This is a genomic window from Streptomyces sp. NPDC046805, from assembly GCF_040645355.1.
In the GTDB taxonomy this organism is placed as follows: Bacteria; Actinomycetota; Actinomycetes; order Streptomycetales; family Streptomycetaceae; genus Streptomyces.
The window spans coordinates 176,696-191,533 of sequence record NZ_JBEYYC010000006.1; the positions used below are offsets into that span (position 1 = coordinate 176,696).

General features: G+C 72.3%; 14 protein-coding genes. 13 read left to right on the forward strand and 1 reads right to left on the reverse strand.

Annotated elements, in window-relative coordinates; genetic code table 11:
- Nucleotides 1-27: 27 nt before the first annotated feature.
- Nucleotides 28-765, reverse strand: a complete 738-nt coding sequence (locus ABZ910_RS09560) for an MBL fold metallo-hydrolase (RefSeq protein WP_361361312.1) — start codon at nucleotides 763-765, stop codon at nucleotides 28-30.
- A gap of 166 nt (nucleotides 766-931) precedes the next feature.
- Between ABZ910_RS09560 and hrcA the strand changes: the two genes are divergently transcribed.
- From hrcA to ybeY, 13 genes are all read left to right on the forward strand, one after another.
- Nucleotides 932-1,948, forward strand: coding sequence for a heat-inducible transcriptional repressor HrcA (hrcA, locus tag ABZ910_RS09565; RefSeq protein ID WP_361361314.1), 1,017 nt, complete (start codon nucleotides 932-934; stop codon nucleotides 1,946-1,948).
- A complete protein-coding gene (gene dnaJ, locus ABZ910_RS09570; RefSeq protein WP_361361316.1) occupies nucleotides 1,949-3,097 on the forward strand; it encodes a molecular chaperone DnaJ in 1,149 nt (382 codons plus the stop codon).
- A gap of 190 nt (nucleotides 3,098-3,287) precedes the next feature.
- A complete protein-coding gene (locus ABZ910_RS09575; protein ID WP_361361318.1) occupies nucleotides 3,288-4,370 on the forward strand; it encodes a nitronate monooxygenase in 1,083 nt (360 codons plus the stop codon).
- On the forward strand, nucleotides 4,367-5,116 hold the full coding sequence (locus ABZ910_RS09580; protein WP_361361320.1) for a 16S rRNA (uracil(1498)-N(3))-methyltransferase: 750 nt from the start codon (nucleotides 4,367-4,369) through the stop codon (nucleotides 5,114-5,116). The genes ABZ910_RS09575 and ABZ910_RS09580 overlap by 4 nt, the downstream gene beginning before the upstream one ends.
- A gap of 18 nt (nucleotides 5,117-5,134) precedes the next feature.
- Nucleotides 5,135-5,527 carry a VOC family protein gene (locus ABZ910_RS09585; protein ID WP_361361322.1) on the forward strand — a complete coding sequence of 131 codons (393 nt, stop codon included), beginning with the start codon at nucleotides 5,135-5,137 and terminating at the stop codon, nucleotides 5,525-5,527.
- Between the two features lie 85 nt (nucleotides 5,528-5,612).
- Nucleotides 5,613-6,179: a hypothetical protein gene (locus ABZ910_RS09590; protein WP_361361324.1), complete on the forward strand. Its 567-nt coding sequence runs from the start codon at nucleotides 5,613-5,615 to the stop codon at nucleotides 6,177-6,179.
- A 45-nt stretch (nucleotides 6,180-6,224) separates the two neighbouring features.
- Complete coding sequence (locus tag ABZ910_RS09595; RefSeq protein ID WP_361361326.1) at nucleotides 6,225-9,518, forward strand: PDZ domain-containing protein; 3,294 nt, start codon at nucleotides 6,225-6,227, stop codon at nucleotides 9,516-9,518.
- 94 nt (nucleotides 9,519-9,612) lie between these two features.
- Nucleotides 9,613-9,966 (forward strand): histidine triad nucleotide-binding protein, encoded by a 354-nt coding sequence (locus tag ABZ910_RS09600; RefSeq protein ID WP_361361328.1) that lies wholly within the window; start codon nucleotides 9,613-9,615, stop codon nucleotides 9,964-9,966.
- Nucleotides 9,967-9,972: 6 nt separating this feature from the next.
- Nucleotides 9,973-10,878, forward strand: a complete 906-nt coding sequence (locus tag ABZ910_RS09605) for a ribonuclease Z (RefSeq protein ID WP_361361330.1) — start codon at nucleotides 9,973-9,975, stop codon at nucleotides 10,876-10,878.
- A 20-nt stretch (nucleotides 10,879-10,898) separates the two neighbouring features.
- Nucleotides 10,899-11,891: an adenosine deaminase gene (locus tag ABZ910_RS09610; protein ID WP_361361332.1), complete on the forward strand. Its 993-nt coding sequence runs from the start codon at nucleotides 10,899-10,901 to the stop codon at nucleotides 11,889-11,891.
- 109 nt (nucleotides 11,892-12,000) lie between these two features.
- Nucleotides 12,001-13,104 carry a PfkB family carbohydrate kinase gene (locus ABZ910_RS09615; protein WP_361361438.1) on the forward strand — a complete coding sequence of 368 codons (1,104 nt, stop codon included), beginning with the start codon at nucleotides 12,001-12,003 and terminating at the stop codon, nucleotides 13,102-13,104.
- 147 nt (nucleotides 13,105-13,251) lie between these two features.
- Nucleotides 13,252-14,322: a PhoH family protein gene (locus ABZ910_RS09620; RefSeq protein WP_361361334.1), complete on the forward strand. Its 1,071-nt coding sequence runs from the start codon at nucleotides 13,252-13,254 to the stop codon at nucleotides 14,320-14,322.
- 12 nt (nucleotides 14,323-14,334) lie between these two features.
- A complete protein-coding gene (gene ybeY, locus ABZ910_RS09625) occupies nucleotides 14,335-14,832 on the forward strand; it encodes an rRNA maturation RNase YbeY (protein ID WP_361361336.1) in 498 nt (165 codons plus the stop codon).
- Nucleotides 14,833-14,838: the final 6 nt, after the last annotated feature.

Below are 14,838 nucleotides of genomic sequence, written 5' to 3' on the forward strand. Positions count from 1 at the left end.
ATGACGATAGGAGAAGCGCCTGGGTGATCATGGCGACACGCCGAAACGCGCCGCCAGCTCGTCGCGCTGCCCGCGCACGAACTCCGCGTCCACCACCGCTCCGTGACCGGGTACGTACAGCGCGTCCTCGCCGCCCAGGGCCAGCAGCCGGTCCAGGGCCGCGGGCCACTGCGACGGTACGGCGTCGGGGCCCGCCTGCGGCTCCCCGGACTCCTCGACCAGGTCGCCGCAGAAGACGACCTCCCGGTCGCCCGGAGCCGCTCCCGGGACCAGGATCGCCAGGTCGTACGCCGTGTGCCCCGGGCCCACGTTCGCCAGCAGCGCCTGGCGGCCGCCGCCCAGGTCCAGCGTCCACTCGCCGGAGACCAGGTGGCGGGGCGGGGCGAGGGCGGCGGCCGCCTCCTCCGCGTGAGGGGCCGGAAGGCCGCCCCGGATCGCGTCCCGGCGCAGCTCCTCGCGCTCGTACGCGAACGCCGTGTCCATGCCCACCGCCGCGAACACCTCCGCGTCCGGGAACGCCGCCGCGCCGAAGACGTGGTCGAAGTGGGGATGCGTGAGAGCGAGATGGGTCACACGATGGCCGGCCAGTTCCTGCGCCCGCGCGCGGATCCGCGCCCCCTCCGCGAGGCTCGATCCCGCGTCCACGACGAGCGCCGAGCCCTCGCCGAGCACCAGCCCCGCCGTGCAGTCCCAGCCGGGCAGGCGGCACCGGCCGACCCCCGTGGCCACCCGCTCCCACCCGGCCTCTTCCCAAGTCACCGTCATACCGCGACGCTAGCGGTGAGCCCCGTACCGGGCGTGGCGCTGCGACGACCGGCCTTGCCTGTGCCGTACCCCTCGGCCGTACACTTGGCCGGGGAACGTTGGCACTCGTATGCACAGAGTGCCAGGTGACAGGCAACGGGGACGACGACTTCCGGAGGTGAGCGCGATGCTGAGCGAACGCAGACTCCAAGTGTTGCGCGCCATCGTCCAGGACTACGTCGGCACCGAGGAGCCCGTGGGCTCGAAGGCGCTCACCGAGCGGCACCGGCTCGGGGTGTCCCCGGCCACCGTCCGCAACGACATGGCAGCCCTGGAGGACGAGGGGTTCATCGCCCAGCCGCACACCAGCGCCGGGCGCATCCCCACCGACAAGGGCTACCGGCTGTTCGTCGACAAGCTCGCGGGCGTCAAGCCGATGAGCGGGCCCGAGCGGCGCGCGATCCAGAACTTCCTCGACGGGGCCGTGGACCTCGACGACGTCGTGGCCCGTACGGTACGGCTGCTCGCGCAGCTCACCCGGCAGGTCGCCGTCGTGCAGTACCCCTCCCTGACCCGCTCGACCGTGCGGCACGTGGAGCTGCTGTCCCTCGCGCCCGCGCGGGTGATGCTCGTGCTGATCACGGACACCGGCCGGGTCGAGCAGCGGATGGTTGACTGCCCGGCGCCCTGCGGTGATGCGACCCTGGCGGATCTGCGGGCCCGGCTCAACAGCCGGGTCGCGGGCCGGCGCTTCACGGACGTCCCCCGTCTCGTGGAGGACCTGCCGGATGCCTTCGAGGTCGAGGATCGCGGTACGGTCTCGGCGGTGCTCTCCACCCTGTTGGAGACACTGGCCGAGGAGAACGAGGAGCGGCTGATGATCGGCGGTACCGCCAATCTGACCCGCTTCGGACATGACTTCCCCCTCACCATCCGTCCGGTGCTCGAGGCGCTGGAGGAGCAGGTCGTGCTCCTCAAGTTGCTTGGAGAGGCCGGGGATTCGGGCATGACCGTGCGCATCGGGCACGAGAATGCTTACGAGGGACTCAACTCCACCTCGGTGGTGTCGGTGGGCTACGGTTCGGGCGGCGAGGCAGTCGCCAAGCTCGGCGTGGTCGGACCGACCCGCATGGATTACCCGGGAACGATGGGAGCGGTACGCGCAGTGGCACGGTACGTCGGACAGATCCTGGCGGAGTCGTAAGTGGCCACGGACTTCTACGCCGTTCTCGGCGTGCGTCGCGACGCGTCGCAGGATGAGATCAAGAAGGCCTTCCGTAGGCTCGCCCGCGAGCTGCACCCGGACGTCAACCCGGATCCGAAGACCCAGGAGCGGTTCAAGGAGATCAACGCCGCTTATGAGGTGTTGTCGGACCCGCAGAAGAAGCAGGTCTACGACCTCGGCGGCGACCCGCTCTCGCAGGCCGGCGGAGCCGGTGCGGGCGCGGGTGCGGGTGGCTTCGGAGCCGGGGGCTTCGGCAACTTCTCGGACATCATGGACGCGTTCTTCGGCACGGCGTCGCAGCGCGGGCCGCGCTCGCGCACCCGCCGGGGCCAGGACGCGATGATCCGGCTGGAGGTCGAACTCGACGAGGCGGCCTTCGGCACGACGAAGGACATCCAGGTCGACACGGCGGTCGTCTGCAACACCTGCAACGGTGAGGGCGCCGCGCCGGGCACGACCGCCCAGACATGTGACATGTGCCGCGGCCGCGGCGAGGTGTCGCAGGTCACCCGGTCCTTCCTGGGCCAGGTCATGACCTCGCGCCCGTGCCCGCAGTGCCAGGGCTTCGGCACGGTCGTCCCCACGCCGTGCCCGGAGTGCGCCGGCGACGGCCGGGTCCGCTCGCGTCGGACCCTGACCGTCAAGATCCCGGCCGGTGTCGACAACGGCACCCGCATCCAGCTCGCCGGTGAGGGCGAGGTCGGGCCGGGCGGCGGTCCGGCCGGCGACCTGTACGTCGAGATCCACGAGCTGCCGCACTCGACCTTCCAGCGGCGCGGCGACGACCTGCACTGCACGGTCACGATCCCGATGACGGCGGCGGCCCTCGGCACCAAGGTGCCGTTGGAGACGCTGGACGGCATGGAGGAGGTCGACATCCGGCCCGGCACCCAGTCCGGCCAGTCGATCCCGCTGCACGGCCGGGGCATCACGCACCTGCGCGGCGGCGGCCGGGGCGACCTCATCGTCCACGTCGAGGTCCAGACCCCGACCAAGCTCGACCCCGAGCAGGAGCGCGTCCTGCGCGAGCTGTCCAAGCTGCGCGGCGAGGAGCGGCCCCAGGGCCAGTTCCAGCCGGGTCAGCAGGGGCTGTTCTCGCGCTTGAAGGATGCGTTCAACGGTCGCTGATGCGAGCGGCCGGTGCGGCCGGGGGTCCGGGGGTCGCTCCCCGGGCAGGCACAGTCAGCCGGGTCGGCAGGGGCTGTTCTCGCGGCTGAAGGACGCCTTCAACGGGCGCTGATCCGCCCCGCCCGACAGGGGTCTGTGCCAAGGGACGGCCCGATTCGGACTTGTTCGGAGGACGTGACAACATGCCGTCATGTCCTCCGCACTGACCGATCTCTTCCCTCATCCGATCGTGCAGGCCCCGATGGCGGGCGGCGTCTCCGTCCCGCGGCTCGCCGCCGCCGTGTCCGAGGCGGGCGGCCTCGGGTTCCTCGCCGCGGGGTACAAGACCGCCGACGGTATGTACCAGGAGATCAAGCAGCTGCGAGGGCTCACGGGCCGCCCCTTCGGGGTCAACCTGTTCATGCCGCAGCCGGAGTACGCCGACGCCGCCTCGGTGGGCGTCTACGCCCACCAGCTGTCCGGCGAGGCCGCCTGGTACGGGACCGAGCTCGGCGACCCGGACAGCGGCCGCGACGACGGCTACGAGGTCAAGCTGGCCGTGCTCCTCGACAACCCGGTGCCGGTGGTCTCCTTCCACTTCGGCGTCCCGAGCCGCGAGGTCGTCGACTCCCTGCACCGCGTCGGCACCTTCGTCCTGGCCGCAGCGACCACGGTCGAGGAGGCCCTCGCGGTACGGCGCTCCGGCGCCGACGCCGTGATCGCCCAGGGCGTGGAGGCCGGCGGCCACCAGGGCACCCACCGCGACCACCCGGAGAACGACGGCGCCGGCATCGGCATCGGGCTGCTCTCCCTCGTCGCCCAGATCCGCGAGACCGTGGACATCCCCGTCGTCGCCGCCGGCGGCATCATGCGCGGCAGCCAGATAGCGGCCGTCCTCGCGGCGGGCGCGAGCGCCGCCCAGCTCGGCACCGCGTTCCTCGCCACTCCCGAGTCCGGCGCCAGCGACCTGCACAAGCAGGCGCTCACCAACCCCCTGTTCGCCCGTACCGAGTTGACCCGGGCCTTCTCCGGCCGCCCGGCCCGCGGCCTGGTGAACCGGTTCCTGCGCGAGCACGGCCGGTACGCCCCCGCCGCCTACCCCGAGATCCACCACCTCACCTCGCCGCTGCGCAAGGCCGCCGCCAAGGCCGGCGACGCGCAGGGCATGGCGCTGTGGGCGGGGCAGGGCCACCGGCTGGCCCGCGACCTGCCCGCCGGACAGCTGGTCCATGTGCTCGCCGGTGAACTCGCCGCCGCTCAGACGGCGTTGACGGCCGGAGGCGGTGCCCGATGACCGCTCCCGTCTTCGTCGTCGAACACCTCCCCGAGGGCGCCGCCGGACCGTACGTCCTCGACGGCCCCGAGGGGCGGCACGCGGTCTCCGTGAAGCGGCTGCAGCCCGGGGAGGCCGTCGTCCTCACCGACGGCGCCGGGCGCTGGGCGGAGTGCGAGGTGACCGGCACCGAGGGCAAGGACCGGCTCGTCGTCGACCTGCGCGAGGTCTGCGAGGAGCCGGTCGAGTCCCCGCGCATCACCGTCGTCCAGGCGCTGCCCAAGGGCGACCGCGGCGAACTCGCCGTGGAGACCATGACCGAGGTCGGCGTCGACGCCATCGTGCCGTGGGCGGCCTCGCGCTGCATCACCCAGTGGAAGGGCGAGCGTGGGCTGAAGGCGCTCGGCAAGTGGCGGGCCACCGCCCGCGAGGCCGGCAAGCAGTCCCGCCGGGTCCGCTTCCCCGAGGTCGCGGACGCGGCAACGACCAAGCAGGTGGCCGAACTTCTCGCGCGCGCCGACTTCGCCGCCGTGCTCCACTCCGACTTCGAGACCGTCAGCGAACCGCTCGCCACCGCCCAACTCCCCACCGAGGGCGAGATCGTGCTGGTCGTCGGCCCCGAAGGCGGCGTGTCCACCGAGGAGTTGGCGGTCTTCCAGGAGGCGGGGGCCAAGGCTTACGTTCTCGGGCGTAGCGTGCTGCGCACATCGACCGCGGGAACCGCCGCGGCGGCGCTGCTCCTGGGCCGTACCGGCCGCTGGGACTGAGAACGGGAAGCGAACCTCATGGAACTCGCCCAAGTCCGCCTGCTCGTCACCGACTTCCCCGCCTGCTACCGCTTCTACGCCGAGATCCTCGGCCTGAGGCCGCAGTCCGGCGCGACCGAGGGGCCGTACGAGAAGTTCAGTCCCGCCGCCGGCTCCGCGGGCATCGCCCTGCAGGACCGGGCGATGATGGCCGAGCTGCTCGGTGAACTCGGCGACACGGCGACCGGGCACCGCTCGCTGGTCGTGCTGCGCGTCGACGACCTCGACGCCTACTGCGAGCAGATCGCCACGCGCGGCGGCGTCCTCGTGCACGGCCCGGCCCCGCTGACGGACCGCATGCGCGTCGCCCATCTCAAGGACCCGGAGGGCAACCTCGTGGAGCTCCAGGAGTGGCTGCTGCTGCGCGGCTGATGCCACGCGAGGGTGATGCGCCCGAACGCGTGAGTGGCCGTATGTGCCCTACCGCCCCGCTCGGGTCGGTGGCACGCTGCCCTGTATGGGGGCATCGAGGTGCATTCGGCGCCGGTCGCGCGGGACGCGGGCGGCGGCCGTGGCGGGGATCGGCGTGCTGGCCGTCGGCACGCTCGCGGGCTGCAAGGCGGGGGATGTGAACTCCGTGACGGTGGCGTACACCACCGACCGGACCGCGACGGCGGAGCTTCAGCGGAAGCATGTCGACGTGCGCTGGCTCAGCTGCACCGGCGACTACGGCAGGGCCGCCACTTCCACACGTACGCCGTCGCCCTCCGAGACGGCCGCCGTCTCCGTCGACTGCCAGGGGCAGACCAAGGACGGGCGCAAGATCACCGTCACCGGCAAGGTCACCCGGGCCGTCGGCGGGGCGTGCGTGCGCGGCGATCTGACCGCCGAGGTGGGCGGCAAGGAGTGGTTCCACGTCCGGGGCCTCGGCAACTGCGACGCGACCCCCGGCCCGGGCTTCAGCCCGCCCGCCACCCACCGGCCTCCGGGCGGAGGGCAGCCCGGACCCACCGTCACCGTGACCGTCACCCGGACCGTCTGGTGCAAGGGTGATCCCCAGTGCTGGCCGGTCGAGGGCAAGTGATCGGAACCGGGTCCACGGGCGCGGTTCGGTGCGTAGGGTGACCGGATGACTGGGGCCACAGCGACGGGTTCGGCCGGGGCGTCGGGTGCGACGGGGTCGGCCTCGTATCTCCGATTCCCGCATCTGCACGGCGACTTGGTCGCCTTCACCGCCGAGGACGACGTGTGGCTCGCGCCCCTCGACGGCGGCCGGGCCTGGCGGGTCAGCGCCGACAACGTGCCCGTGACCCAGCCCCGCATCTCACCCGACGGCACGACCGTCGCCTGGACCTCCACCCGCGACGGCGCCCCCGAGGTGCACATCGCGCCGGTGACCGGCGGACCCGCCAATCGGCTGACGTACTGGGGGAGTTGGGGCACCCGGGTGTGCGGCTGGACCCCCGACGGAGAGGTCCTCGCGCTGAGCGCCCAGGGCCAGCCCAGCCTGCGTCGTACCTGGGCGCACGCCGTCCCGCTCGACGGCGGCCCCGCGACCACCCTGCCCTACGGGCCCGTCGGCGACGTCGCGTTCGGGCCGTCCACGGTCCTGCTGTCCGCGCCGATGGGCTGCGAGGCCGCCTGGTGGAAGCGCTACCGGGGCGGTACGGCGGGCAAGTTGTGGATCGACAGGGACGTCCGCGACGGTGAAGGTGCCGGGATATCCGGGGAGTTCGTACGGCTGCACGAGGAGCTGGACGGGAACATCGAGTACCCGATGTGGGTGGGGATGGTCCCCCCTGATCGAGCGGAGCCGAGATCTTGGGGGAGGATCGGCTTCCTGTCCGACCACGAGGGCACCGGCGCCGTCTACTCCTCGCTCGCCGACGGATCCGACCTGCGCCGCCACACCCCCCTCGACGGCTTCTACGCCCGGCACGCCGCTACCGACGGCCACCGTGTCGTGTACACGAGCGCCGGTGAACTGTGGCTGCTCGACGACCTGGAGGGCGCCGAGCCCCGGCGGCTCGACATCCGGCTGGGCGGATCGCGCGTCGACCTGCAGCCGTACCCGGTGGACGCGGCACGCTGGTTCGGGGCAGCGTCCCCCGGCCACACCGCGCGCGGCAGCGCGGTCTGTGTGCGCGGCGCCGTCCACTGGGTCACCCACCGCTCCGGACCCGCCCGCGCGCTCGCCGCCCGGCCCGACGTCCGGGCCCGGCTGCCGCGCACCTTCCGCGCCGACGGCGAGGAATGGGTGGTGTGGGTGACGGACGCCGAGGGCGACGACGCCCTGGAGTTCGCCCCGGCGACCGGCCTCGCCCCCGGCGCGATCCCCAGACGCCTCGCCGCCGGACAGCTCGGCCGGGTGCTCGCCCTGGCCATGGCACCCGACGGCAGCCGGGCCGCCGTCGCCGCGCACGACGGACGGCTGCTGCTCGTCGAACGGGAGACCGGCGAGGTGCGCGAGGTCGACCGCAGCGAGGACGGCAACGTCTCCGGGCCGGTCTTCTCCCCCGACTCGGCGTGGCTCGCCTGGGCGCACCCCGGCCCGCGCCCCCTGTCCCAGCTCCGCATCGCCCACACCACCGACCTGTCGGTCACCGAGGCGACCCCGCTGCGCTTCCAGGACTACGCGCCCGCCTTCACCCACGACGGCAAGCACCTCGTCTTCCTGTCGACCCGCTCCTTCGACCCGGTCTACGACGAGCACGTCTTCGACCTGGCCTTCGTGGTCGGCGACCGCCCGCACCTGATCACCCTGGCCGCGACCACGCCCTCGCCGTTCGGCCCGCAGCGCCACGGCCGCCCCTTCGAGACACCCGACCGGGACGAGACCCCCGACAGCGAGGGCACCCCCGCGACCCGCGTCGACCTGGAGGGCCTCGCCGACCGGATCGTGCCCTTCCCGGTCGAGGCCGCCCGCTATTCCAACCTGCGCGCCGCCAAGGACGGCGTGCTGTGGCTGCGGCACCCGGTGCGCGGCGTCCTCGGCGCCTCCCGCGCCACCCCCGACGACCCGGACCCCAAGACAGAGCTGGAGCGCTACGACCTCGCCCAGCGACGGGTGGAGCATCTCGCCGCCGACGCCGACCACTTCGAGGTCAGCGGCGACGGCAAGCGCGTCCTGCTGTGGGCCGACGGCCGGCTCAGGGTCGTACCCGGCGACCGCCGGGCCGCCCCCGACGACGACGGCGACACGAGCGTCACGGTCGACCTCACCCGGGTGCGGCAGAGCGTCGACCCGGCTGCCGAGTGGCGCCAGATGTACGACGAGGCCGGGCGCATCATGCGCGACCAGTTCTGGCGGCCCGACCTGGGCGGCGTCGACTGGGACGGCGTCCTCGACCGCTACCGCCCCGTCCTCGCGCGCGTCGCTACCCACGACGACCTGGTCGACCTGCTGTGGGAGGTGCAGGGCGAACTCGGCACCTCGCACGCCTATGTCCAGCCGCGCGGCCCATACGGTGACGGGGCCCGGCAGGGCCTGCTCGGCGCCGACATCTCCCGCCACCCGGACGGCAGTTGGCGCATCGAGCGCATCCTGCCCTCGGAGACCTCCGACCCCAACGCCCGCGCCCCCCTCGCCGCGCCCGGTGTCGCGGTGCGCGCCGGGGACGCGATCGTGGCGGTCGCCGGGCACCCGGTCGACCCCGTGACCGGACCGGGTCCGCTGCTCGTCGGCACCGCCGGAAAGCCGGTCGAGCTGACCGTCTCGCCCGCCGGTGGCGGCGACCTGCGCCACACGGTGGTGGTGCCCGTCGCCGACGAGGAGCCCCTGCGCTACCACGCGTGGGTCGCCGGCCGGCGGTCCTACGTCCACGAGCGCTCCGGCGGCCGGCTCGGCTACCTCCACGTGCCCGACATGCAGGCCCCCGGCTGGGCCCAGATCCACCGCGACCTGCACATCGAGGTCGCCCGTGAGGGACTCGTCGTCGACGTCCGGGAGAACCGCGGCGGGCACACCTCCCAACTCGTCGTGGAGAAGCTGGCCCGGCGGATCGTCGGCTGGGACGTGCCGCGCGGGCTGCGGCCCGCCAGCTACCCGCGGGACGCGCCCCGCGGGCCCGTGGTCGCCGTCGCCAACGAGTTCTCCGGCTCCGACGGCGACATCGTCAACGCGGCGATCCGCGCCCTGGGCATCGGGCCGGTGGTCGGCACGCGCACATGGGGCGGTGTGATCGGCATCGACTACCGGTACCGGCTGGTCGACGGCACACAGGTCACCCAGCCCAAGTACGCCACCTGGCTGGAGGGTTACGGCTGGGACGTGGAGAACCACGGGGTGGACCCCGACGTCGAGGTGGTGATGCGACCGCAGGACTGGGCGGCGGACCGGGACACACAGCTGGACGAGGCGATCTCGCTGGCGCTGGCCTCGCTGGAGTCGACGCCGGCGAAGACGCCGCCCGAGTTGCCGTGACCGTGCGGGGGTTCCGCGCACACCGGACGGGCTGGTTTCCCCTCACCCTCGCTACCATGCACCCGTACCGGATCATCCAGTGTGAGGAGGCCTGATGGCAGGGGAGCCGCAGGAGGACTGCCTGTTCTGCAAGATCGTCGCAGGACAGATCCCGGCGACCATCGTCCGTGAGACGGAGACGACCGTCGCCTTCCGGGACATCAACCCCCAGGCACCCACCCACGTCCTGGTGATCCCGAAGGTGCACTACCGGGACGCGGCCGAACTCGCCGCCGCCGAACCGGCCGTCGCCGCCGACATACTGCGCGAGGCGCGGGAGGTCGCCGACGAGGACAAGCTGGAGAGCTACCGCCTCGTCTTCAACACCGGCAGCGGTGCCGGCCAGACCGTCTGGCACGCCCACGCGCACGTCCTCGGCGGCCGCGGCATGCAGTGGCCCCCCGGGTAAGTCGCCGTGTCCGTCCGTGAACTGGTGGTCCTCGGCACCGCCAGCCAGGTTCCCACCCGGCACCGCAACCACAACGGCTACCTGCTGCGCTGGGACGGCGAGGGAATCCTCTTCGACCCCGGCGAGGGCACGCAGCGCCAGATGCTGCGTGCCGGGGCCGCCGCGCACGACCTGAACCGGATCTGCGTCACGCACTTCCACGGCGACCACTCGCTGGGCCTGGCCGGTGTCATCCAGCGGATCAACCTGGACAGGGTGCCGCACGAGATCACCGCCCACTACCCGCGCTCCGGGCAGCGCTTCTTCGACCGGCTGCGGTACGCGACCGCCTACCGCGAGACGGTCGCGCTCACCCAAGCCCCGGTCGACGCCGACGGCGACCTCGCGGTGACCCCGTCGTACACCCTGGAGGCCAGGAAGCTGTCCCACCCCGTCGAGTCCTACGGCTACCGGCTCGTGGAGCCCGACGGGCGCCGCATGCTGCCCGAACGGCTCGCCGCGCACGGCATCAAGGGCCCCGACGTCGGCCGGATCCAGCGCGAGGGGGCGCTCGGGGGCGTGACTCTCGACGAGGTCAGCGAGGTGCGGCGCGGGCAGCGGTTCGCGTTCGTCATGGACACGAGGCTGTGTGACGGGGTGCACGCGCTCGCCGAGGGCAGCGACATGCTCGTCATCGAGTCCACCTTCCTCGACGAGGACCTCGAAATCGCAGACGAGTACGGTCACTTGACGGCCTGGCAGGCGGGCGCGGTGGCCCGGGACGCCGGGGTGCGCCACCTCGTCCTCACCCACTTCAGTCAGCGCTACTCCGATCCGGCCGAGTTCGAGCGGCAGGCGCGGGCGGCCGGCTTCGAGGGCGAGCTGACGGTGGCGTACGACCTGCAGCGAGTGCCGGTACCGAAGCGTCGGTAAAACGCCCGTACGATGCTTTGATGCCCCTCCCCAAAGCAGAACTGCACCTCCACATCGAAGGCACCCTGGAGCCCGAGCTGGCGTTCCGGCTGGCCGAGCGCAACGGCGTGAAGCTGCCGTACGCGGACACCGACGAACTGCGCAAGGCGTACCAGTTCGAGGACCTCCAGTCCTTCCTGAACCTGTACTACGAGCTCATGGCCGTCCTGCGCACCGAGCAGGACTTCGAGGACCTCGCGAACGCCTACCTCGCCCGCGCCGCCGCGCAGGGCGTGCGGCACGCGGAGATCTTCTTCGACCCGCAGGCCCACCTCGCGCGGGGTGTGCCGATGGGCACGGTCGTCGAGGGGCTGTGGCGGGCGCTCGGTAGCAGCGGGGAGAACCACGGCGTCTCCACCAAGCTGATCCTGTGCTTCCTGCGCGACGAGTCCGCCGAGTCGGCGCTTCAGACTCTGGAGGCGGCCAAGCCCTACCTGGACCGCATCACCGGCGTCGGCCTGGACTCGGCCGAGGTCGGCCACCCGCCGGTGAAGTTCCGCGAGGTCTACGAGGCCGCCGCCGCGCTCGGACTGCGGCGCGTGGCGCACGCCGGTGAGGAGGGGCCGCCGGAGTACATCACCGAGGCCCTCGACGTGCTCGGCGTCGAGCGCGTCGACCACGGCCTGCGCTGCCTGGAGGACCCGGCCCTGGTCGAGCGGCTGGTGCGCGAGCGCATCCCGCTCACCCTCTGCCCGCTGTCCAACGTGCGGTTGCGCGCCGTCGACGTCCTGGCCGAGCATCCGCTGCCCGCGATGATCGACGCCGGTCTGCTCTGCACGGTCAACTCCGACGACCCGGCCTACTTCGGCGGTTACGTCGCCGACAACTACCACGCCGTGCGCGACGCCCTCGGGCTGACCAAGGAGCAGATGCGCGAGCTGGCCCGCAACTCCTTCCTCGCCTCCTTCCTGGAGGACGACGAGGAGCGCAGGGCGCGGTATCTCGCCGAGGTCGAGGCGTACACGTTCTCGTAGGCCGGATGCACACTGGCCGGATCCGCACCACGTCAGGGAGCGCACCGTGACCGCGTCCGATGCCGCCGGAGAGAAGCCGACACACGCACTTCAGGGGCCGGAGTACGTCCTGGAGGCGCCGCCCCGCCAGGACCAGACCCACATCGACCCCCTGGACGCCCTGCGCACGGTGGACGACCCGCCCTGGGACGTCTACCTCACGGGCACCGTCTTCCTGGACATCATCTTCACCGGGCTCGACTGCGCCCCGGTGCGCGGGACGGAGTCCTGGGCCCGGGGCATGGGGTCGAGCCCGGGAGGCGTGGCGAACATGGCCACCGCTCTGGCCCGCCTCGGCCTGAAGACCTCCCTCGCCGCGGCCTTCGGCGACGACCACTACGGCGAGTACTGCTGGGACGCGCTGAAGCGGGGCGAGGGCATCGACCTGTCCCCGTCGCGCATGGTGCCCGGCTGGCACTCGCCGGTCACCGTCTCGATGGCGTACGAGGGGGAGCGGACGATGGTCTCGCACGGCCACGAGCCGCCCCCCGAGGAACCGGCGCCGGCCTGCCCGCCCCGCGCGCGTGCCGCCGTCGCCTCCCTGACACCGGGTGTGAGCGCCCACTGGATCGCCCACGCCGCGAGCGAGGGAACCCGCGTCTTCGCCGACGTCGGCTGGGACGACACGGGCGCCTGGGACCTGGCGGCGCTGCCCGACCTGGAGCACTGCGAGGCCTTCCTGCCGAACGCCGAGGAGGCCATGCGCTACACCGGCACCGACTGCCCGCGCACGGCGGCGCACGCGCTGACCCGGCATGTGCCGGTGGCGGTGGTGACCCTGGGCGCGGAGGGCGCGTACGCCGTGGACCGCCGGACCGGGGAGGCCGCCGAGGTGCCCGCGATCGCCGTCGAGGCCCTCGACCCGACCGGGGCCGGGGACGTGTTCGTGGCGGGCTTCGTCACCGGCACGCTGGCCGGCTGGCCGCTGGCGGACCGGCTGGCCTTCGCGGGACTGACGGCCGCGCTGTCCGTCCAGGAGTTCGGCGGCTCGCTGTCGGCCCCCGGATGGTCGGAGATCGGCGCCTGGTGGCGGAAGGTGCAGTCCGTCACCGGACAGGACCCGGCGGCGCTGCGCCGGTACGCGTTCCTGGCGGACCTGGTACCGGAGGAGCAGGTACGGCCCTGGCCACTGCGGCGAGCGGTGCCGACGATCGGGTTCCGGCGGTCGGCGTGAGGGCGGGCGCACGACGTGGATGCCCTGCACGGAGGTGTGGAAAAGCCCTACGGCGTTGTCACCCCACCGTCGTACCCTTGAACCGCGAGGCCGCCCTCAGCGACGCGGCCGTGACGAGGAGGAACCGCAGGCCTACAGAGCCGGCCCATGACTCAGACACCCACAGCTCACACCTCCGCGCAGGAGCAGGCGAGAGCACAGTTCACGGTCCCCGCCCAGCACCCGATGGTCACCGTGCTGGGGTCCGGCGACTCCCTTCTGCGCGTGATCGAGAAGGCCTTCCCGGGGGCCGACATCCACGTCCGGGGCAATGACATCAGCGCGGTCGGCGATGCCCGTGAAGTCGCCCTCATCCAGCGCGTGTTCGACGAGATGATGCTGGTGCTCCGCACGGGGCAGCCGATGACGGAGGACGCAGTGGAACGCTCGATCGCCATGCTCAAGGCGAGCGAGAACGGGGAGGGCCCCGAGGAGACTCCGGCCCAGGTGCTGACGCAGAACATCCTGTCCTCGCGCGGCCGCACGATCCGCCCCAAGACGCTCAACCAGAAGCGCTACGTCGACGCGATCGACAAGCACACGATCGTCTTCGGCATCGGCCCCGCCGGCACCGGCAAGACCTACCTGGCCATGGCCAAGGCGGTCCAGGCCCTGCAGTCCAAGCAGGTCAACCGCATCATCCTGACCCGCCCCGCGGTCGAGGCCGGCGAGCGCCTGGGCTTCCTGCCCGGCACGCTCTACGAGAAGATCGACCCGTACCTGCGCCCGCTGTACGACGCGCTGCACGACATGCTGGACCCGGACTCGATCCCGCGGCTGATGGCGGCGGGCACGATCGAGGTGGCCCCGCTGGCATATATGCGCGGTCGTACGCTCAATGACGCCTTCATCATTCTCGACGAGGCCCAGAACACCAGCCCCGAGCAGATGAAGATGTTCCTCACCCGCCTCGGCTTCGACTCGAAGATCGTCATCACCGGTGACGTGACGCAGGTCGACCTGCCGAACGGCACCAAGTCCGGTCTGCGGCAGGTGCAGGAGATCCTCGAGGGCCTCGACGACGTCCACTTCTCGCGGCTGTCGTCGCAGGATGTCGTCCGGCACAAGCTGGTGGGCCGTATCGTCGACGCGTACGAGCAGTACGACAGCCAGCAGGGCACCGAGAACGGCACCCACAAGGGACACGGCCGCGGCAAGGCCGGACACAAGGGGAAGTAGACCAGCACGACCATGTCGATCGACGTCAACAACGAGTCCGGAACCGAGGTCGACGAGCAGGCGATCCTCGACATCGCCCGCTACGCGCTCGCGCGGATGCGCATCCACCCGCTCTCCGAGCTCTCGGTGATCGTCGTGGACGCCGACGCCATGGAGCAGCTGCACATCCAGTGGATGGACCTGCCCGGGCCGACGGATGTCATGTCCTTCCCGATGGACGAGCTGCGTCCGCCGGCCAAGGACGAGGAGGAGCCCCCGCAGGGACTCCTCGGCGACATCGTGCTGTGCCCGGAGGTCGCCACCAAGCAGGGGGCGGAGGCGCCCACGGGGCACTCCATGGACGAGGAGCTCCAGCTCCTCACCGTCCACGGCGTGCTGCACCTGCTCGGGTACGACCACGAGGAGCCGGACGAGAAGGCCGAGATGTTCGGCCTGCAGGCGGCCATCGTGGACGGCTGGCGCGCGGAGAAGGGCCTGACCGGCCCGTCCCCGGCGCCGACGGTCTCGTAAGAGGGT

What these genes read in the sequence shown, in the direction of transcription:
- ABZ910_RS09600 (WP_361361328.1), top strand. Translation starts at nt 9,613, where the DNA reads ATGGCAGGGGAGCCGCAGGAGGACTGCCTGTTCTGCAAGATCGTCGCA.
- ABZ910_RS09590 (WP_361361324.1), top strand. Translation starts at nt 5,613, where the DNA reads ATGGGGGCATCGAGGTGCATTCGGCGCCGGTCGCGCGGGACGCGGGCG.
- ABZ910_RS09580 (WP_361361320.1), top strand. Translation starts at nt 4,367, where the DNA reads ATGACCGCTCCCGTCTTCGTCGTCGAACACCTCCCCGAGGGCGCCGCC.
- ABZ910_RS09585 (WP_361361322.1), top strand. Translation starts at nt 5,135, where the DNA reads ATGGAACTCGCCCAAGTCCGCCTGCTCGTCACCGACTTCCCCGCCTGC.
- ABZ910_RS09595 (WP_361361326.1), top strand. Translation starts at nt 6,225, where the DNA reads ATGACTGGGGCCACAGCGACGGGTTCGGCCGGGGCGTCGGGTGCGACG.
- ABZ910_RS09575 (WP_361361318.1), top strand. Translation starts at nt 3,288, where the DNA reads ATGTCCTCCGCACTGACCGATCTCTTCCCTCATCCGATCGTGCAGGCC.
- hrcA (WP_361361314.1), top strand. Translation starts at nt 932, where the DNA reads ATGCTGAGCGAACGCAGACTCCAAGTGTTGCGCGCCATCGTCCAGGAC.
- ABZ910_RS09560 (WP_361361312.1), bottom strand. Translation starts at nt 765, where the DNA reads ATGACGGTGACTTGGGAAGAGGCCGGGTGGGAGCGGGTGGCCACGGGG.
- ABZ910_RS09610 (WP_361361332.1), top strand. Translation starts at nt 10,899, where the DNA reads ATGCCCCTCCCCAAAGCAGAACTGCACCTCCACATCGAAGGCACCCTG.
- ybeY (WP_361361336.1), top strand. Translation starts at nt 14,335, where the DNA reads ATGTCGATCGACGTCAACAACGAGTCCGGAACCGAGGTCGACGAGCAG.
- ABZ910_RS09620 (WP_361361334.1), top strand. Translation starts at nt 13,252, where the DNA reads ATGACTCAGACACCCACAGCTCACACCTCCGCGCAGGAGCAGGCGAGA.